Origin of the sequence: Roseovarius tolerans (genome assembly GCF_028885395.1) — a bacterium.
Lineage (GTDB): Bacteria > Pseudomonadota > Alphaproteobacteria > Rhodobacterales > Rhodobacteraceae > Roseovarius > Roseovarius tolerans.
This window is the reverse complement of sequence record NZ_CP118494.1, coordinates 1,288,347-1,308,017: the sequence shown is the minus strand read 5'-3', so window position 1 is coordinate 1,308,017 and position 19,671 is coordinate 1,288,347. Positions and strand designations below refer to the sequence as shown.

The window sequence follows — 19,671 nt, the reverse complement described above, 5'->3', positions numbered from 1 at the left end:
AGCGGCTCTTCGGATACTCGAACTTTACAGTCGTGCTAGCATACACATTTTCAAGCAACCACCACGCAGCGAGGATTCCATGGACGCGGCGCATGTCCAAAGCCGCCACCTGATCACACGTTGCAGAATTGGCCCTCCGGGCCACTGCGCAATGGCACGCGCTATGGCACTTGTGACCTGCCACTGGCCTACTTTTGCACCGCAACATTGCCGGTTTTGTCTCCGCCGCTGACAAACGCTCATGCATTTCGTTTCAAATCGGCAAAGTGCTTGGAAAACGACGCGTGCAACAAAAATCCGGCCAAGCGACAGCAGAACACTTGGAGAAGCTTCGAGGGTCGCTACTCGCGGTTTTTTTGCTGACATCAAGCTTCTGCAGACGTTCCTCGAGAACAATCTCGCAGATCATTACCAGGTGCGCCTCAAGCAGGATTTCACGGCTCCTGGTCTGCCCCCACTGAGTGGTCCGTTTTAAATGTTAGTGCATGGTCGGCCTTTGGTCTATCGGAACGATGCTTTCGGGCGCTGGTGGGCGGTATCCCAGAGCGCTGTGCGGTCTGACTGTGTTGTAGTGGCGGCGCCACTTCTCGATCAGAATCTGGGCCTCGCGTAGCGAGTAGAAGACCTCACCGTTCAGAAGCTCATCCCGGAACCTGGCATTGAAGCTTTCGCAGTAGCCGTTCTCCCACGGAGATCCTGGCGCAATAAAGGCCGTCTTGGCGCCCACCGCGCCGATCCAAGCGCGTACCTTTTTGGCGATAAATTCCGCGCCATTGTCGGATCTTATGTATTCCGGCGGACCGCGCAGGATGAACAGGTCGGTCAAGGCGTCGACCACATCGACGGAATTGAGTTTGCGTTTGACGCGGATCACCAGGGCCTCCTTCGTGAACTCATCGATGATATTGAGCGTGCGATATACCCGTCCGTCGTGGGTCCGATCCTGGACGAAGTCGTAGGACCAGACATGGTTTGGGCGCTCAGGTCGGAGCCGGATGCATGAGCCATCGTTCAGCCAGAGCCGCCCCTTCTTTGGTTGTTTTTGCGGGACTTTCAGCCCTTCCTGCCGCCAAATGCGTTCGACGCGCTTGTGATTTACATGCCAGCCGCTGTTGTTCAGCATCCCGGTAATCATGCGATATCCATAGCGCCCAAACTCTCGCGTCAACTCAATGATGTCCTCAGTCAGCCGTTCTTCGTCCGGCAAACCGCAAGGAACCTTGCGTTGTGTCGAACGATACTGTCCGAGTGTACGGCAGGCCCGGCGCTCAGATACGCCAAGGGTCTGCTGCACATGATCAATGCACTGACGGCGACGGGAAGGGCTTAAAAGTTTCCCCGTGCAGCCTCGGCCAGGATCATCTTATCCAGCGTCAGATCTGAAACCGCACGCCTGAGCCGGGTATTCTCGGTCTCCAACTGCTTCAAACGTTTGAGCTGATCCCGGCTCATGCCACCATATTCTTTGCGCCATCGATAATAGGTCTGCTGCGTCACGCCAATCTGGCGCACGGCATCGGCAATCGAGCTGCCTTGCCCCTGCAACACTTCAACCTGCCGCAGCTTCAGCACGATCTCTTCGGGTTTGTCTCTCTTTCCAGCCATCTCTGCTCCTCCTGAAATGGGATAATACTATCCCAGTTGGTGGACCACTTCAGTGGGGGCACTCCACTCACCCCGTCTGGCCAGTTTCGGACGCCTGACGGAAGCTTTCAGATGACGGCAGCAACCCCAGAGCAGGCCGTCGCAGCCAGTTGTTTATACCCCTAAAAACGATCTTGCCCAGTTGAATCAGCAATCCACTTGGGAAGGGCAAGAAAAGCCGTTTTCAGATCAAATTTCCGACACAACCATATGGTGATGGTGCTGCCTAACTAAGGATTAAGGCAGAATGCTTGTGATGTGCTTTGAGGGAGCAACAACAGATCCAGTCTTCTTAGGCGTAGCCGGAATCAGTGCCGTCGCTGCATTTGTTATGCTCTGGGTGCTGAAATTTCAGAGATTTAATGGCAAACTCTATTACGTGCTTACATTCGTCGCCATGATCTGGACTTTGCTGATGGTCGGATTTGAGGCTGCATCAAGCACTTTCTCTTGTCAGTTCCAATGGGCGACCATGGCTTGGCTTGGCAATGCTTTAGTGCCTATTGCGTGGTGTTTTTTCGTCTTTGCCTATGTGGACAATGCCTCATGGCTCAATAAGCGCAGCGTCAATGTCATATTGGCGATCGCACCCACAGTTATTTTCGCTTTTGCCGCCACAAACCAATGGCACAACCTCGTATATACAGATGCTTCGATCATTCCGCCGGGCGGGGACTATATTGATTACTCTCATGGGCCAGGTTTCTATGTGATTATCGCAGCTTTATACGCATTCGTGCTCGCGACCCTTTTATGTCTTGCTAAGGCATTCGTCCGAGCGAGAAAGGCTGTCTGGCCACTGCTGACTATGCTGGTCGTGGTCACGATAATTCCTCTTGCTGCAAACGCCGCTTATGTAGGCTTGAATTATACCGTCTTTGGGCTCGATCCCACAGCCTTCATGTTCACGCTCGGGATCGTCGCATTCACTTGGCTGCTTGCCACAAACAAGACAATGGATATGGCCACTGTTGGCCAGTCCATTCTATTCAATACGATAAGCGAACCAGTTGTTCTGATTGACAGGCACCGAAGCATAGTTTTGATGAACACAGCGGCTAAACACAGCGGGCTGCTTGATGGCGCGGATGGTCTTCCAACGGACATGCTTGCAAAAATCGAACGGTTGAGCCAATCCAACGACGTCACCCACCTGACCTTCGGACTGCGGGCGTATGAACCCAGACTTCAAGAGATTGAAAACCCACTTGATCCATCAGGCAGCGTTCTTGGATGGAGCATTACATTTATAGATATCACCAATCGGATCGCCATCAGCTCAGCCTTGGAACAGGCGCTTCAAAGGGCAGATGATGCCAGCCGGGCAAAAGATGAGTTCGTATCAGTGATTAGTCATGAGCTCCGGACACCTTTGACATCGCTCAAAGGGGGCTTGGCACTCGCGCTCAGCGGTCGCCTTGGGGATCTGGCCGCACCGATCCGTTCCTCGCTAGAGGTCGCTAGCCGAAACGGCGACCGTCTGTCACGATTGGTTGACAACATTCTTATGGCACAGAAAATCGACATCGAAGCGTTGGCCTTGGCACAAGAGCAGGTCGATCTCGGAACTCTCCTAGAAGAGAGCATCGAAGAAAATAGAATGTTCGCTTCTGCGCGGAGCGTGACACTCACTAAAGCACAAGTCGATCATTCTGCGCTCATTATGGGAGATGCCTTCGCCGTCCGGCAGATCATCGACAACCTCATATCAAATGCGATCAAGTTTTCGGACGATCAAGGTGTCGTCGAGTGCGGCGTCACGATCAATGACGAACGAATTAGGCTATCAATCAAAGACAGCGGCCAGGGAATTCCCGAAGGCAGTGAAGACCAAGTCTTCGGGCGTTTCGGGCAGATTGGAAATTGTGGACGAACCTCTTCCCAAGGATCAGGGCTCGGTCTGCACATCTCGAAAAATCTCGCGAAGCAAATGTCCGGAAACCTCTATTACGAAAGTCAAGTCGACCTTGGCACGACGTTTTATCTCGAGTTTTGGTTAACGGACCAACAAGCTCAAGGGCCCGCACAGCTCGCAGGGTGAAGAGTGTTGTGCTATCGTAAATCCAAGCGCCGCAAACCACCAAGGGCCACTCAGCGCGCTCCTGTCAACGCCGGAGTAAAATCCAGCCACAGGGCGGCGCAAAAACCGGCCACTTTGGGTTTGGGCGTAACGCGCGGCACGAGGCGGCGGCCAGTCAGCCGCGCTTCCCAAATAGCTGGCGGTTGACTGGCCGCTTTGGCCCGTCAGGGCCAAATCTGGATAGGCTGGATCAGGCGTTGTTGTTGGACTTGCGCGCGCGGCTTTGAGCGAGACGATAGCTCTCGCCGTTCATCTCGAGAATGTTGACGTGGTGCGTCAGCCTGTCGAGGAGCGCGCCGGTCAGGCGCTCGGTGCCGAAGGTTTCGGTCCATTCGTCGAACGGCAGGTTGCTGGTGATCAGCGTGGCACCACGCTCGTAGCGCTGCGAGATCAGCTCGAACAGCAGCTCGGCGCCGGTCTTGGAGAGCGGCACGAAGCCCAGCTCGTCGATGATGAGCAGCTTGACGCTGGCCAGTTGCTTTTGCAGGCGCAGCAGACGGCGCTCGTCGCGGGCCTCCATCAATTCATTGACCAGCGCTGCGGCGGTGGTGAAGCGGACGGGCAACCCCTTCTGGCAGGCCGCCAACCCGAGGCCCAGGGCGATGTGCGTCTTGCCGGTGCCGCTTGGCCCGAGGGCGATGGTGTTCTCGCGCCGCTCGATCCATCCGCAGCGGGCCAATTCCAACACCTGCATCTTGTTGAGCTTCGGGATCGCCTTGAAGTCGAAGCTGTCCAGGCTCTTGGCGGCCGGGAACTTCGCGGCCTTGATGCGACGCTCGATCATCCGCCGTTCGCGGTCGATCATTTCCATTTCGACGAGGCGCGCCAGGAACTGGACGTGATCCAGCCCTTCAGTGGCGCATTGACGTGCCTGCTTCTCGTATTCGCGCAGGAAGGTGGGCAGCTTCAGCGTCTTCAGGTGATGGTTGAGCAGGATCTGCGGAGCCTCCGTCATCCCGTCGCCTCTGTCATCAGGGTCATGTAGCTGGCAGCCGAGGTCGTCCCAACATCGGCACGCGGCAGGTAGGGATAGCTGGCCAAGTCAAGCTTGGGCGGGCGCTTCTCGATCCGACAGAGCAGAATGTGCTTGACCGCATCGAAGCCCGTCGCGCGCAGGCGCAGGGCCTCCTTGACCGCGCCATGCAGGTCGTCGAGGCCGAATGTCTCCAGCAGTCTCAGGACTTGCACATACTCACGCCGTCCCATCTTCAGCATGTGTGCCTCCATGAGGCGGCGCAGGGTCTGGAACTCTTCGGGCAGATCCCACGCTGCCAAGGGCGCAGCCTGATCCAGGGCATTGATCTTGCGTTCGATCAGCGGGAGATAATGAATCGGATCGAAGACCACATCCTCGCGCGCGTAACACCGCGGATGCCGGGCGATCACGTCTCCACGGCAGCCGATCACGACCTGATCGACATAGCCGCGCACCCAGACATTCTGATGACCATAGGCGACGGGAACCGAGTAATCGTTGGTCTCGTAGCGCACGAGCGATTGCGAACTGACCTGGCCGCTGGCTTGCGCGCAAGCCTCGAATGGAGCCCCGGGCAGTGGCTTCATCGCCGCCAGATCGCGCTGCAGCCGTTCGCCAATCGTTTCCTTATGGCCACGCAGGATCTCGTTCTGGCGATTGCGGCACTGGGCCTCCAGATCCGCGTTGAACGCGTCCCAGCTGGCAAAACGCGGGACCGGCACCATGAAGTTCCGGCGGGCGTAACCAACGATGCCCTCGACTTTACCCTTGTCGTTTCCCTTGCCCGGCCGCCCGTAGCGGTCATGGAACAGGTAATGCGACTGCAGGGCACTGAACAGCGTGGCGCGCTGGCGCGTCCCGTCGGCCAGGATCTTCGAGACCAGGCAACGATCGTTGTCATAAAGGATGGAGTGCGGGACGCCGCTGAAGAAGGCAAAGGCGTGGACGTGGCCATCCATCCACGCCTCCGCCGTCGCCGCGGGATAGGCCCGCACAAAGCAGGCGTCGCTGTGCGGCAAATCCAAGACGAAGAAATGGGCCTTCTGCTCGACGCCATCGATGATCACCATGGCTTCGCCGAAATCCGCCTGGGCATCCCCGGGCGGGTGGGCGAGCGGCACGAACATCTCACGTCCACGCCGCTCGCGGTCCCGGATATAGTCCTTGATGATCGTGTAGCCGCCGGTGAAACCGTGCTCCTCGCGCAACCGGTCATATACCCGCTTGGCGGTATGGCGCTGCTTGCGGTGGGTCTCACGATCCCCGTCCAGCCACGCGTCGATAATCTCGGTGAACCCGTCCAGCTTCGGGCGCTTGATCGGCTTCTGGCGCCGGTAACCGGGCGGCGCTGAAAACGCCAGCATCTTGGCTACGCTGTCGCGCGAAACATTGAAATGACGCGCTGCTTCTCGCTGGCTCATGCCTTCGCCACACGCCAGGCGAACCTTCAAATACAAATCCACGGTATGCATCTCCACGCCCCCTCTTGCCGTCACAAGAAGAGCAAAATGGCCGGTTTTTACACCGCCCGCAGCAGGACTATCCCGCCGCTACCGTGGCCGAGTTTTGCACCGCCGTTCTCAACTTTATCTGAAAATGCAAATCTGCTTTTTCGTCGATCCGACAAAACTTAAAGCTACCTGCATTAAATAAAGTAGTGTCCGCATTTTGTGTTGGTAAGTCTTCGTTTCGCCAAAAACTGAGCTACTCCCCGATTGTTGGACAGGACTTGGCGTAAATTAAGCTACTCTTTGCTCCTGCTGATCGGGTTGGGTTGTTTCATTTCGCTGCCAATAGACCACAGCCGGTGGTTTGCCGCCAAGGGAAGAGTGTGGTCGCTTGTGGTTGTAAAACTCCATCCATTTCCCGACGCCGGCCCTGGCCTCTGATCCGGTCTCCCAAGCATGCAGGTAGACGCACTCGTATTTCATCGACCGCCACAGTCGCTCCACGAAGATGTTGTCGAGGAACCGGCCTTTGCCGTCCATGGAGATGCGGATGGTTGATCTGCGCAGCCGGTCGGTCCAGGCAAAGGACGTGAACTGAGAGCCCTGGTCAGTGTTCATGATCTCAGGAGGCCCGAACTTGTGGATGGCCTCGTTCAGGGCTGCGACGCAGAAGTCTGCCTCCAGCGTGTTCGAGATGCGCCACGCCAGAACCTTGCGTGTGTGCCAGTCCATGATGGCGACCAAATAGAGGAATGGCCAAAGGCAGGTGGCAGGTCGCGCCATGGCGACCCGGTGTGTTGATTTTCACTGAGAACTGACCCGGCAACTGCAGAAATTGTCATTGAGAATTGACCCATGTGCAACCTTGCCCCTGCTTGATTCAGCTGGGTGCTATTGGAGTGGTAGGCATGGGATTTTTGAGGGTTATTCGGAAATGGGCGCTGCGAGACAAGATGCCCAAGGCGCGCGCCATTACCGCCTTAGTTTTGCCAAGTTCACATAGCATTTTATAAGATACCTCGGCCATGCATCGCATCCGAACCACTTCCTTTTGAAGGGGGATAAGATGAAAATTCTCGCAGTAGATGACGATCCACTCATCTTGGAGCTTCTAACTGAAGTACTCCGAGCGGCTGGCTTTTCCAATCTCTCGGTATGCCATTCTGCAACCGAAGCACTAGAGAAAATACATCAAGCCGATACCCCATTCGATTGCTTTCTCCTTGATATCCAAATGCCCCGGATCGATGGGATCGAATTGACTGAGCGACTTCGCCGGATGGCAGACTATCGCAACACCCCTATTCTGATGATCACTGCGATGTCAGACCGTAGCTACATTGACAGAGCGTTTGCGGCAGGTGCCAGCGACTATATCACAAAGCCGTTCGACGTTGTGGAGATCCACTCCAGATTGCGGCTGATTCAATCTCTACTCGGAGAGCACCTCAGCCTCGAGGAGCGCAATCCCACCGCTCAGGAGAAGTCGCCAGCATCGATAGTTACTTCTGCTGACCTTGAAAAGCGGCTCGCTCTTCTAGATATCGATGGATTCATCGACTATCTGGCGCTTGAAAACTACTTGATGCAAGTGTCACGAGTCTCGCTTTTCGGGATGATCACCTTTGGGATTGTGGTGCCAGATATGGCTCGTACATTCCGCGCGAGCAGCGTCTTTGAATTTGAAGCCGCGGTGAGTGACTTTGCAGAAGCTATTTCTGAAACCCTGAAACCAGAGAGTTTCTTTGCAAGCCATGCTGGAGAGGGCCATTTTGTTTGTGTGCTAACCAATTCGCATACGTTCGCCCATGAAGAATTTGAACGACAGCTGTCCCAAACAGTACGCGAAATGGACCTTCATTTCTGCGACGGTCGCGCAATCTCGTTGCTGCCCATAGTTGGTGAAGGCATTTCGCTGCAGCTCAAGTCTTCGCGGGGCATATCCAACGCACTCGTTCAAGCACTGCAATCCGCAGAGGAACGGGCGATGAATCCAAATGCACAAAATCGCGCTCCGTCAGGCAAACTCATGCGCCTGCTAGGCTTTGGTTAAATTAGGCATCAGGGACAGATCATGCTTCAACAAAACACGGCCATTCGGCTTGAAAAGATTCGAACTCACTTTCTCACCGAACTCGAAAAACAGTATCTTGAAGTGGAAATGCTTCGCGGTCGGTTGGATCAGGTAGCCGATCCTTCAGAAACGTGCTACACGATAGGGCGTATTTGTCATAAGATCGCCGGGACTGCAGCGACCCTCGGATTTCCAGACCTAGGGAATATCGCTGCGGAAATCGACGATTATATTGCTTCGAATGATGCGACGCGCCCTGAAGCCCTATCTGAAATGCGCGACCACGCGGACCATTTGTTGGTTCTTATGTCCCTTATTTTCGACGACGAGTCCATGTTTGCATAAAACTATCAGCTGTGAACACATGCCGACACACAGATGACAGGCTGACAACAACCGGAGCCGAATTATTCAAATCTGGCACCCCAGAAGACTGTCAGATCATGAACCAGACTTTCTAGCCCACAAGCTTGGAAGTATATGAGGGATCCATGTCTCCTGAGCATTGATCAAGGCGCGCAAGAGCAGCTTTCACGGCCCTCTTGAAGTTTAACTTTTGCGTCTTGTTCAAGCTTATTGGACGACCGGAAACAATATCCTCAGATGTCAGGTCAAAGTTCCATCGTTGAGAGTAGTAGCTTTGCAGCTTCTCATGAATGGACGCTTGCGCCCCCTCGGTTACAAACCTACTTTCACTCGTGGTCGCACAAAGAATGGTGCCATTTCCCGCATGTGAAAGAAAAGTGTCTTCGGCACCAAACTCGGCTTTAATCGCCCATGTAAATGCTTCGAAGAATTTCAAGAAACCTGCTGCGTCCGTACTTGCAAAGATCCTGTTAATCTCCCGGATCCTGACCGCAAACAGATGGGCGTCGCAGCCTTCTGTTTCAGCGACTTGTTCAAGGTAGTTTTGAAATACCGAAATGGGTAGGAGCCCTTCTAGCCGGATTTGCATAGCTTTCGATGGGAACAAAGCATCGCTGTCTTGCATATGATTGAACGGTGCAAGAGGCGGTTTACAGCCCATAATATTTCTCACAGCGATGTAACTATCTATCGCAGCCTGCCGCTCTTGAACGAGTCGCTCCGCAACATTGATCCGCGTGAGAACCTCGAAAGCATCAAATGGCTTCTTGATATAGTCAGTGGCACCGTTCGCAAAGGCCTGCGATATCGACACGTGATCTCTATACCTAGTGATCATCAGGATCGGCGCGCTATTGTAAGCCTCAAGGCGTCTAATCTCTCTACATACCTCGATACCATTCATCTCTGGCATCTCGATATCTAGAAGTATGCAGTCGAAAGGCGGGTCTTCTGTCTGAAGAATTTCCAACGCGGCCGAGGCTGAAGATTTTAATGTTACGTCGTGGTGTCGCTCCTTTTGCAGAAAATCGCTTAGCAAGTTCAGCGAAACCAGGTCATCGTCTACCGCTATGATCTTCATGTCGCTCTTAGCTCCTGCATACTGCAGCCTCACACCAAAACTTGACGCCTGTCGGTCGCTACGCCCGCCACAATGTAACGACAGCTCACAGGCCGTTATGCACCTATAGGTAGTATTTCGGAATTTTGTTCAAATTATGGACGGACTTGCAAGATCGGTAAAAGAATCCCACGAGGGCAAACTGACGGAAGACCAAAGCGTGAACCGAGTCGGCCGCATGACTCTAGCCATGTAGATTCACAACTTCGCCCAACTCCTGACAAAGCAAACTCATAATTCAGAGTTTTCGGCTTGCATTCAAGAGCTTGCCTTCTCGATCAATAAGACAATCAAAAAGTAAAACGCCCATAAAATGACATCATTCTGCTTTACTCAATCAGAAGCAGAACAACGGTCTCTATTTACCTGTGGTGAGCTTCGGCAATGCGAATTCTTCTTGTTGATGACGACGTCGTCTTTGCAAAGCTCGTAGTCACGAAACTCGCTGAACTGGGCCTGCACGACGTGACCGTAGCCCACAGCGCCGAGGAGACCCTAGCCCTCCTCGACCAAGAGCCATCACCTTTTGACTGTTTTCTTTTGGATATCGCCCTGGGGGATTCTAACGGCATTGATCTGTGTCAGGTTTTGCGAATGCGCGCCGACAACAAATTGGCACCCATCATCATGGTAACTTCGCAGCGCGGTAGCGCTCTGATGTCGCGTGCGTTTACCGCAGGTGCGACCGACTTTATGCGCAAACCGCTGGATCACAACGAAGTTGTCGGACGCATCAAGACTGCAATGTTACTAGTTGAACTCACAAGAAAAGCTAAAGCGCCGATCGGAGCTTCTGAAATCCCCCCGAGACCCAACTATCTCTCTGATGATAACGTTGCACTCAAACCTGTCTGGTTTCCGCAAATCAAGGGCATGGCACAGTTCTCTCAGTTCCAGAAAAAACTCTCAGAACTGCGCTCTCGAAATGAGACGCCAAAGCTATACCGCGCTCATATCAAAGATTTTGGCGCTTTTTCTAGGCAGCTCGACTTAACGGAGTTGAAGCGACATCTGCACACAGTAAGCTGTGTGATCTCTGACGTAGTAAGTGGAGAGCAGTTCCTATTTTCCTATCTCGGCCGAGGTCGGTTTATCATTTGTTTGCAAGACGGTATTTCAAAGAACTTCGGCGAGACGGCCGTGAACTTGCAAGATCGAGCGAACCTTCTACTGAATCAGCCTCAATACTCTGGGTTGATCGCTTTGCAGCTTCAGGTTTCTGAAATCACCGGACTACTTTCAGAGTCAGCGAATTCAATAACTTCTGATCGGCAGGAAGAGCACTCTCTAAACCAAGACGCGCTTGCTCTTGATCTGCCAAGGGTTGACGAAATCGAAGAGAAAATGTTTCAAAAAGCCTTGGCCGAAGAGAAGAAACAGGACGTGACCTAAGGCCTGTGGAAATTTAATCTTTATCATGCGAGTTATTTCTATACTTGGTTGAAGTGCGACACACTAAGAGGGCGGCGTGATGAGAGAGTTGCAGCGAATACTGCACGTAGATGATGATGATGACATTCGAGCCATAGCAGCTATGGCTCTGGAGTTGATTGGTCTGTTTGAGCTCCTGCAATGTGCTTCTGGCAAACAGGCAACCGAAGAGGCGGCATCCTTTAGTCCAGACCTTCTGCTTCTGGATTACATGATGCCCGATATGGATGGCAAAGAGACGCTCTGCGAGCTCCGCAAACTCCCCGGCCTAAATGATGTACCCGTTGTATTCATGACAGCACGGGTCAACGAAGACTTGTCAAACGATCTTCGCCGCGATGGTGCGTTGGGCGTCATAGCAAAGCCCTTCGATCCGATGGACCTCGCCGCTCAACTCCGCGAACTCTGGCAGATTCATAACGATGTTGAATCTGAGAGGGCGATGTTGGGAAGCTAACTTCCAAGGTGCCTCTAGAACAGAGCCCCCAGGTAAACGTCCCTGACCCGTTTTTCATCCTCTGCCCTCCTATCCCAGTCGGGAAATCGTAGCGGAAGACTCCACCTTCCAACGGTCCAGTTTGCGGGTTTCAGATCACACCCCATTCACCGACAATCTTCGCGGTGGCGTGCGCAAGCTGACCGAACAGGCGATCCAGGCGAAACTGGCTGCGCTCGTGAACGCCTTTTCCTGGCAAAGGCTCGGGGATGGACGCGCACGTCTGGTGCGCCATTGTAACTTACCCGAACCGCACCTTTTCGTCATCCGGTGCGACCGCGCGGTCGCACACGTTCAGGCGGTTCACGTCGAGCGCTCCGCTTCCGGTCTAATGCTGCGCACCGGCCCATAGCCATGACGGACAACCCGCTGACGACCATCAGGCCGCTTGCGCGCCGGGGTCTTGGCCAATGCGTGCGCCTCCTCTTTCTGTGAGGCGGTCAAATTCTATACGAAAAGTAGAACCGACGCCCAGTTCGCTGGCGTAATCAATGGTGGCGTTGTGGCGCTCGATGATCTGCTTGGTGATGTTGAGACCAAGACCAGTGCCGCCGACCTTGCGCACATCGGAGGAATCTACTTGGCTGAACTTTCCAAACACGCGGTCCTTGGCACCTTCTGGAATACCAACTCCTTCGTCTTGGACTGAAATACGTATGCGGGAGCCAAGGTTTTCCACCCACACTTTTACCGTGCTGCCCTCTTCCGAAAATTTCAGGGCGTTCGACAGCAGATTATTCATAACCTGTATCAGGCGACTTCGGTCGCCCATGAAACGGCAATCGTCTTCGCAGGGAATGGTCGTGACATGGATACCCAACTTGGTAGCATACCCTGCCGTCGCTTCAACGGCCTCATCTACCAAGTCGTTCGCCTCGACCGGTTTGAAATGAAACGCTATCTCGCCTGCTTCAATCTTTTGCAGATCGAGCAGATCGTCGATCAAGTTGGCAAGCCGATGCCCGTTCTTGGCCGCCATGCCGATGACGGGCTTTAGTTTATCAGGCACCTCACCAAGTATTCCATTGTTGACTAGGTCAAGCGACCCCGTGATCGAGGTTAACGGCGTTCGTAACTCGTGGCTGACAGTCGACAGGAATTGTGTCTTGACCTCCAAGGCAGCCTTAGTTGCTTCGTGTTCCGCCTTGATGAGTTTCATTTGCTCCAGCCTGTATTGATAGCTGAGATAGAATTTCACTGATATGTCGGCAATAAAGTAGAGCACGAAGATAGTCGTGAAGAACTCCAGCCAGATTACGGAACTGAGCGGCGGGACAAAATGCAACACATCAAGAAGCGCGATGTATAGGAACGCGAAAGCGTAGATACACAGACGCAAAAGCAGAATGCCGATCATTTGGCTATTGTACATTGCCGCAAAGATCGACGCAGAGAATAGGAAGAAGAGAGGCGTGAAATGCCCACCCGGTGTTTGCTGAACAGCAATATTGATCACAAAAAAACTGATCGCGGTCGCGCTGAGGACTGTGTTGCGGGCGATGCGTTTGAGAATCCGTCGGCCCATAACTGGGTCCTGACCACCCCAAGCTCTGGACTGGCGCCCGAGGAGCACGTCTAGCATCTCGGTAATGACCACGACTCCATAGAAAGCGAATATGGAGATGGGGTCAAAGTAGCAAGCCGTCAGCACGGCCGCAGCTAGAAAGCTCGCCTGCCGCTTCCAAACAAGCTGATTGGCAAGGAGTATGTAATCCTTGATCCTCTGTTCGCGACCGTCAGAGCTGAACCAATCGCCCCTGGTCAACCAAAACGATTTTAGGTGCTTCATGCGTACCTCTGCCGCTGTGGTAAGTGTTAACGGTACAGCGCCAATGTGTTGAAAATCAGCCGCTCGACAGGCACGACACGGCTTTTACTTGCACAATCTGAGGCAGAGCCCAGAAAGTATTCATTGCTTGTGGCGGTACGCGCCGCAAGCAGGCTTGGGCATCGATCACCATATGTGACCCGACCAAGGCGCACGCCGTGCTGTGGTCACGCCGCTCGGGAACGAGCCTCCTTCGAAGCGATATAAACCCCCGATAGGTCCGGAAACACAATGTTGGACTGTGGGATTTCGTCCACAGGACCGAAAACAGGCGTGCGTGCCAGAACTGCGTCGCGCTGCTCGCGAAACTTGGCGGTCAAAAGCTGGACGGGCTTTTTCAAACCCGGGTAAATGCGAGGTTTCATCGCCACGTCATAGCCGAGATAGCGGCGGTAAAACGCGGCATGCTCTGGCCGCACGGGGGCAAGGGCCAAGTCAATGTCGTAGAACATGGCAGCGAGAAACGGGATGCGCAGAGCCAAAAAATGCAATGGCACTCGATTCTTTCGGGCCTCGGGATCGATCACGAAGCGGGTCGGATCGAGAACCGTTTGTCCGCGCTTGAGATTATCCAAAACCTCGGGAAAAACTTCCAGCGTCGGCGATATGAGACAGAGCTTCGACACAAGATGCAGCCGTACCGACGCCAAAACCTTCCCATCCATTTCAACCCCGACGTGGACGCAATTCGCAGTCTCGTCGAATGCGTCGGCCATGATTCCGCGCTCGTTTTCCGCAATCGACCGTTCGGCGCGATAGCATTTGTAGCGCAGACGATATACATCCTCGAGGTCCTGGCTTTCCGTGAGAACCTTATAGCGAGAGTGCTTCAACGCCTCGATAACTTGCTTTTTCATGATGGGTCCTTCCATCCGTGCGCGACTACGGCGTTGCCTTGCACACGAGGAGGTCGCTATAGCCGCGGTATACGGAGTTCTGCCTGATAATCTCGAAACCCGCAGACGTGATAGCCGATGCTATCTCTGCCTCGGTGTGCGTCCAGTAGACGCCTTCCTGTTGTGCTTTGAGGATTGCCTTGTTCTGCTTCGCGATTTCTCGCCCCTGCCAGAAGACCTGAAGCGCGCCGAGAAGGCCGCGTTCTTTTTTCAAGTTTGAGAACAGATACCTGCGCCAGTCGGCTACATTCATGTAACGACCGAGATCTACGAGATAAAGCCATCCGCCGGGACGGAGCAACCGCCGCAGGTCGCGTAAACGTAGCTCGTGCTCAGGCATCGCGTAAAGTGCGTGAACGCAGATGACAAGATCGGCAGCACCCTGCCCATCAATCTCTTCAATCGCTCGTGTGTCGTATGTGATATTCCCGTAAGCTGCCAATTTGGCTCTTGCCAATCCGATCATGCCTGCATCGGGTTCAACCAAGCGGATTTCGCTGCCGGGACAGGTGCGAGCTGCGATTTCGGTATAGTTGCCTGTTCCGCCGCCGATGTCATAGATCAAACGCGGCGTCTTGATTGCTGCAAGAAAATCTTCGAACTCGTGCATAAGCGCCAGATACTCTGGGTTGTGTGTAGACAGAAGGTCGTAGGCAACTGCATAGGCGCTCCAATCGACAGATGCCGACCGGTCATCGACTTTAGACCTGTCGAAATTCATGGGGCTACGCCCCTCAACACTCGCGTGTGACGGCATGAACGAGAGACTCCAAGATTTGATTGGGGATGGCTTGCTGAACGACCTCTATTGTTAACAACAGGTTACGTCACGAAGCTGATATTGCAAGGCTTTTGTCAACAATGCGCGCGATTAGGGCTTCAACGTTTCTGATTTCGCAACAGGCGGCATGCCCACTGGTGCATGCGACCTAGGTAATCTCTGGGTAAAAGGTCTATCACAGGTAGATTAATGATCGCCAAAAAATATACTTTAAAATCAAGGAACAATCTTAAATTGCAGAGTGGATCGACTGAAAATTCTAGGATCTTGGAGCCAAATGAGCTCGTCGTTTCGACCGCGTGAGACATTCCCACCCACTCCACAGCGCCTGCGGTCCGCAGCAACAAAAATGTGCTCCAAAAGAGGCAACGAAGGCTAATTCCGAGCGCAAATTGTGCCGATCCGACAAAATGCCACCGCAATTCTGAGCGATACATCAGCGAATCTATTGGGTGGAATGAATCTGGAGGCGGAATGAAAGTACACGCATTCGATGACGACCAAGCCATGCTTGATCTTGTCATGCATTTTCTTGGCATCGCAACTCATCACAACGTCAACGCGGCCCCGTCGGCGATGGCGGTTCTCAAGTCTGTCTCCGAAGAGGAAGTCTAGAATTCTTTTCGATATCGAGAATATCGCACTTGGATGGCGCGTTAGATTTGAGCAGCCTGATCTGACTGTTTCAATTTGATTGTAGGTTTAACTCGCCCACTATCCCTCAGCATGAGACAGAGGCCCGGGCATCCGCTCAGAAATGCGCAAAGGCATAGGTGTAAACATGGGTCCGTTACTCCGGCCCGAGCCGCATGCATGACCCGCCATTCAACAAAGGCGTCTGTTATTCGGTTTTATTGACGGAATGTCGAGACCCTATCTTCTCCACAACCGCTCAATGCGACCGGCACTGACTTACAAGCCAGAATGCTTTAGCAGTGCAGCACACTTCCGATAACCGTGCCTCCCCTATTGCCTCATCAGCCCGATTGCCTCGCCAGCCCGAGCGTGCGCGCTATGCGCACTTCACGGATTGAATCAACCTTCGACATTGCCTGGCCAAAACCCATCAAACTTCCGGATGTTCGAAAGAGACTCTTCAGGCTCGTGCCCTTCGTTTGCCGTTTCCCTAAAACATGACTGTGTACGAGTTCAGCGGAAGCATCCGGCATAGGCCACGGTGAGGTCAGCGCACGTGCTCACGGTCCATTTGGGTGAGCTCTCCGAGGTTGCCACCCGGCCGGCTGCTCATTGGGATTGGTTGCTGACCGGTCGCGGGAAAAGTGGAAGACCGCGGCCGGTGGTGCGCCCCGTTCCAAGGTCGGTCATCACGAACATCGATCCAAAGCCGGGCCTTTTCGCACCACCCCGTGTCGGAAGTGGCTCGGTCGTGTCGTCGCCATGCAGGCGTTGAGCGGCACGCACAGGGTCACCGGCGCGAACGATACCGGGCGAGAAGTACCAAGCTCACCGTTCTGATACTGCCGCCGCTAGGTAGTCAGCAGTGATCGGCCAATGCCATGCAGGCGCTGTGGCTGCCGCCTGGCGGTGGTCGATAAAGCTTTCCTCCAGAATGCGCAGTTCGTCATCATCTGACCAATACCGGCGGCGATCACCATCGGCAGCGAAAAAAGCTTCAACTTGAGGGCGATTGATGAATTCGGACATAAGGTCGGACTTTCCATCGGATCTATGCCGGAATCAGACGGTCGACGCCGGAGGCTTACAGTTCAGCCAAAGAGGCTCAAAAAAGAATGCACCACATTATGAGCCAAACGGTCCCACAAAAATGCCATCATCAAAACCCAACCATAAGGTGAGCGCAAGAGATCTAGAGTTGCAAGCTGGCAGGATATGGAACTATGAGAATTCTCATTGTCGATGACGATAGTACTTTTCTCGATTTGCTCGAAATGAGCTTGGCGGAGAATGGCTTCAAGGAGGTTGTTCAGGCCTCATCGGCGGACGTTGTACTTGAGTTTTTGGATAACGAAGACCCCTATTTCGATTGCTTCGTTCTGGATATCCAAATGCCTGGTACAGATGGGATCAAGCTTTGTTCCGAAATTCGATCCCGCCCGGCTTTCCGGTTGGCCCCGATTATCATGCTGACATCTTCGGACAGCAAACACGCGATGCGGCAAGCATTTAATGCAGGGGCGACAGATTTTCTCCATAAGCCCTTGAACTCTTTAGAGCTTGCCGCCCGGATCAACACGGCATCCCTTCTGGTCGAATCTCTGAAAAGGGAAGCCGCGCCAGTGCTGACAGTCTACGAAAACCCAACTATTGACGGCGAGTTGAATGGGTTCCATCCCGGCACTCGCATCACCTTCTCCAAAATTCGCTCAATGCGTGATTACTTCGAGTTGGAGAACATCTTCCTCCGTATGGATCAGAGTTTGTATGCCGTCAGTCTCTTCACGGTAGAGCTCAAGGGTTTCGAGGCGGTCGCAGAAAGTGCAAACCATCACGACGCCCTCCACTTGGTGCATATGACGGCAAGCATCATTCCACGTGTTTTGATGTCTCAGCGGCTCCTTTTTTCTTACGTCGGATATGGAAAGTTCACTTGCGCACTGATGGCACGCACCCCTGTTGTTCCGCAGTTATTGCAGTCGAGGCTCCGTGAAAAACTAGACTTCCACACAAAGCCGCGGGCCAAACTCAATTGGGAGAGCGATGCGTTGATTGTCACATCCTTGTCCAACCGTAGGATTATGGCTCCCTCGGAAGCAGTGCGGCTTTTGCGACAAGAAACTAAAAAGTTAAAAAGTTGTACAGATAGACCGGTACCCGCGTTCGAAGACGAGGCAAATCGGCTTTTCAGCTCCAAGAGCTAGGCAATGTGAAGTTGTCCCCAGATATGCTAGCGCCTTGCTTCGTAATTTTGGAATCCAAGTATAAGCGCGGATGTCATCCGAAAAATCGTTTCAAGGATGCGTTCAAACCTGACCCTGTGGCGCAATCACTGGGCTTGCGAATGCAGTTATAGTCTTTGGGCTCTTGGCCATAGGTCACCGCGGCAGTCACAAATCTACGTATGGACCGGATTTCTTAGAAGCTGATACTCTTATATTTCCCCTCAGTATCTTAACAAGGGGCCGTTTCTAGCGGCCCCAGTACCAATTGAACTCACCTATTATCGTATCGTTCCGACACCCGGCCTCGGGTCCGCAACAAAGCCGTCGGCATTTGGCATTTAGATTTCGGCCAGCATATCTGTCTCAAGCCTCTTATCGCGATCATCACTTATGATGTCCCCCGCCCGAGAACATGGACGCAGACGGCAGACACGAATGAGCGAAATGCCTTTCTACTAAGGGCCACATATCCCTGCGTCCCCTGTCAACTACAAGAAGCCTTCACCACCGCAGTGTCTGCACCGCATCGTTTTCAAACCAAAACAAGCACTGCATCGAACCCATTTGGAATTGCCCTGAGTATCTCTTCCAATCACTATATCACCTTTTCCGCCGCAGATCTCACAGGCAATCCGGCCAGTCGAATGACAGCGGGCGCACCTTTGCTTATCGGATTTTCCTGGATCTTGAGGGTTTTTTCCTGACATTTTGGTGACAGTCCTTTGTAGCACCGGCAAACATCGCGACAGTATATATCGGTCCGACTGTCACTCAAGAAACAACATGACGCTGATCTTGTTTCGGCAATTCAAGCTATTTGCTCAGCTCGCGGCCGACATCTAGTACGGCGCTGCATCTGGCTTTGGGTGCACCATATCGAATGCATAGACGGCCCACAGGAGACCTCTAATGAGGGCAGCGATGCCGCGCCGCAGCTTAACTAGACCTGCCGTTTTCAATGCATCATGGCAAAGCGGAAAGTTATTGAAAAGGGAATAGACTCCATCTGACTTAACTCGGGTTACCCATCGTGGGTTTGCGCGGCATTTGCCACGAGCCGCTTGGTGACCAAGCGCATCACGGCCATAGCGAATTCGGGATCTTCATATTGCAATCGCGTAAAGCGTTTCTCGTCGAGTTCGTAGACAACCGTATCCTCCGGGCATCGAACCGTCGCCGACCGCGCGGCACTTTTATTGAAGAAGGCCATCTCGCCGAAAATCTTTCCGGCGGTCACAGATACATGCTGATCCTCGATTTCAACACGACCCTCGGCCAGGTAATAGAGGCTGTCGACTGGATCACCCTTCTTGAAAATGACATTGCCCGCCGGAATGACGCGTTTCTTACCGTAAGCCATAGCGGCGGAGAAATCGGGTTCCGACTCGTCCGTCATATGCGTCACCAACCTGCGAAGCGCGATGAGTTCGTAGAGGCGATAGGCGTTGATGGAGAGCAAGATGACTTCAATCGCCAGAAGCGGCCAAATCTGAAACAAGGCGCTATAGATGATGAAGCAGACCGAAGACAAAATTACGAGGACACGAAGCCAGATCGTCGAATGTATCGAGAAAGTCGCCAATTTGAACAGAACAGCGAGCCAGCCAACGGCCTCAATGATCTGGTGTGTGGTGATGAATTCCATTGGCTTACCTTCCTGGTGCGCCTTT

General features: G+C 53.5%; 17 protein-coding genes and 2 pseudogenes. 7 read left to right on the top strand and 12 right to left on the bottom strand.

The genetic code is table 11. From position 1 onward, the window contains the following. Nucleotides 1-478: 478 nt before the first annotated feature. A protein-coding gene (locus tag PVU19_RS06435) for an IS3 family transposase (protein ID WP_274789758.1) occupies nt 479-1,605 on the bottom strand; the annotation gives its coding sequence in 2 pieces (ribosomal slippage) (nt 479-1,341 and nt 1,341-1,605; 1,128 coding nt in all). Nucleotides 1,606-1,891: 286 nt separating this feature from the next. On the opposite strand from PVU19_RS06435, the gene PVU19_RS06430 reads away from it, so the two are divergent. After that, nucleotides 1,892-3,685, top strand: coding sequence for a sensor histidine kinase (locus PVU19_RS06430; RefSeq protein WP_274789900.1), 1,794 nt, complete (start codon nt 1,892-1,894; stop codon nt 3,683-3,685). 229 nt (nt 3,686-3,914) lie between these two features. Here PVU19_RS06430 and istB read toward each other — a convergent pair whose 3' ends face one another. The 3 genes and pseudogenes from istB to PVU19_RS06415 form a co-directional block, all read right to left on the bottom strand. Beyond that, a complete protein-coding gene (gene istB, locus PVU19_RS06425; RefSeq protein ID WP_274789796.1) occupies nt 3,915-4,679 on the bottom strand; it encodes an IS21-like element helper ATPase IstB in 765 nt (254 codons plus the stop codon). Beyond that, complete coding sequence (gene istA, locus PVU19_RS06420) at nt 4,676-6,172, bottom strand: IS21 family transposase (protein WP_420833234.1); 1,497 nt, start codon at nt 6,170-6,172, stop codon at nt 4,676-4,678. Before istA ends, istB begins: the two co-directional genes overlap by 4 nt. Nucleotides 6,173-6,439: 267 nt before the next feature. Continuing rightward, nucleotides 6,440-6,901, bottom strand: a pseudogene (locus tag PVU19_RS06415) (IS3 family transposase); the annotation flags it as partial. A 313-nt stretch (nt 6,902-7,214) separates the two neighbouring features. On the opposite strand from PVU19_RS06415, the gene PVU19_RS06410 reads away from it, so the two are divergent. Then, nucleotides 7,215-8,201: a response regulator gene (locus tag PVU19_RS06410; protein WP_050661169.1), complete on the top strand. Its 987-nt coding sequence runs from the start codon at nt 7,215-7,217 to the stop codon at nt 8,199-8,201. A gap of 21 nt (nt 8,202-8,222) precedes the next feature. Continuing rightward, nucleotides 8,223-8,567: an Hpt domain-containing protein gene (locus tag PVU19_RS06405; protein WP_050661148.1), complete on the top strand. Its 345-nt coding sequence runs from the start codon at nt 8,223-8,225 to the stop codon at nt 8,565-8,567. Between the two features lie 112 nt (nt 8,568-8,679). On the opposite strand, the gene PVU19_RS06400 is transcribed toward PVU19_RS06405, so the two are convergent. Beyond that, nucleotides 8,680-9,669, bottom strand: coding sequence for a response regulator (locus PVU19_RS06400; RefSeq protein WP_050661147.1), 990 nt, complete (start codon nt 9,667-9,669; stop codon nt 8,680-8,682). A gap of 423 nt (nt 9,670-10,092) precedes the next feature. Here PVU19_RS06400 and PVU19_RS06395 point away from each other — a divergent pair, with 423 nt between their 5' ends. Together PVU19_RS06395 and PVU19_RS06390 are read left to right on the top strand one after the other, a co-directional pair. Further along, a complete protein-coding gene (locus tag PVU19_RS06395; RefSeq protein WP_050661146.1) occupies nt 10,093-11,100 on the top strand; it encodes a response regulator in 1,008 nt (335 codons plus the stop codon). 79 nt (nt 11,101-11,179) lie between these two features. Next, nucleotides 11,180-11,596, top strand: coding sequence for a response regulator (locus tag PVU19_RS06390; protein WP_050661145.1), 417 nt, complete (start codon nt 11,180-11,182; stop codon nt 11,594-11,596). A 130-nt stretch (nt 11,597-11,726) separates the two neighbouring features. Here PVU19_RS06390 and PVU19_RS06385 read toward each other — a convergent pair whose 3' ends face one another. The 4 genes from PVU19_RS06385 to PVU19_RS06370 form a co-directional block, all read right to left on the bottom strand. After that, nucleotides 11,727-11,870, bottom strand: coding sequence for a hypothetical protein (locus PVU19_RS06385; RefSeq protein WP_160316338.1), 144 nt, complete (start codon nt 11,868-11,870; stop codon nt 11,727-11,729). Between the two features lie 144 nt (nt 11,871-12,014). Beyond that, complete coding sequence (locus PVU19_RS06380; RefSeq protein ID WP_050661144.1) at nt 12,015-13,424, bottom strand: sensor histidine kinase; 1,410 nt, start codon at nt 13,422-13,424, stop codon at nt 12,015-12,017. A gap of 206 nt (nt 13,425-13,630) precedes the next feature. Next, nucleotides 13,631-14,320, bottom strand: a complete 690-nt coding sequence (locus PVU19_RS06375) for an N-acyl amino acid synthase FeeM domain-containing protein (RefSeq protein ID WP_050661168.1) — start codon at nt 14,318-14,320, stop codon at nt 13,631-13,633. A gap of 25 nt (nt 14,321-14,345) precedes the next feature. After that, nucleotides 14,346-15,080 carry a class I SAM-dependent methyltransferase gene (locus tag PVU19_RS06370; RefSeq protein ID WP_235575650.1) on the bottom strand — a complete coding sequence of 245 codons (735 nt, stop codon included), beginning with the start codon at nt 15,078-15,080 and terminating at the stop codon, nt 14,346-14,348. Nucleotides 15,081-15,614: 534 nt separating this feature from the next. On the opposite strand from PVU19_RS06370, the gene PVU19_RS06365 reads away from it, so the two are divergent. Then, nucleotides 15,615-15,755: a hypothetical protein gene (locus PVU19_RS06365; protein WP_160316337.1), complete on the top strand. Its 141-nt coding sequence runs from the start codon at nt 15,615-15,617 to the stop codon at nt 15,753-15,755. A gap of 614 nt (nt 15,756-16,369) precedes the next feature. On the opposite strand, the pseudogene PVU19_RS06360 reads toward PVU19_RS06365, so the two are convergent. Both PVU19_RS06360 and PVU19_RS06355 read right to left on the bottom strand, forming a co-directional pair. After that, a pseudogene (locus tag PVU19_RS06360) lies at nt 16,370-16,562 on the bottom strand (IS66 family transposase); the annotation flags it as partial. Nucleotides 16,563-16,604: 42 nt separating this feature from the next. After that, on the bottom strand, nt 16,605-16,805 hold the full coding sequence (locus PVU19_RS06355; RefSeq protein WP_200901834.1) for a hypothetical protein: 201 nt from the start codon (nt 16,803-16,805) through the stop codon (nt 16,605-16,607). A 194-nt stretch (nt 16,806-16,999) separates the two neighbouring features. Between PVU19_RS06355 and PVU19_RS06350 the strand changes: the two genes are divergently transcribed. Further along, the gene (locus PVU19_RS06350) at nt 17,000-17,980 is read left to right on the top strand and encodes a response regulator (protein ID WP_050661143.1); all 981 of its coding nucleotides are present in this window, start codon (nt 17,000-17,002) and stop codon (nt 17,978-17,980) included. 1,042 nt (nt 17,981-19,022) lie between these two features. Here PVU19_RS06350 and PVU19_RS06345 read toward each other — a convergent pair. Continuing rightward, complete coding sequence (locus PVU19_RS06345) at nt 19,023-19,646, bottom strand: cyclic nucleotide-binding domain-containing protein (RefSeq protein WP_050661142.1); 624 nt, start codon at nt 19,644-19,646, stop codon at nt 19,023-19,025. Nucleotides 19,647-19,671: the final 25 nt, after the last annotated feature.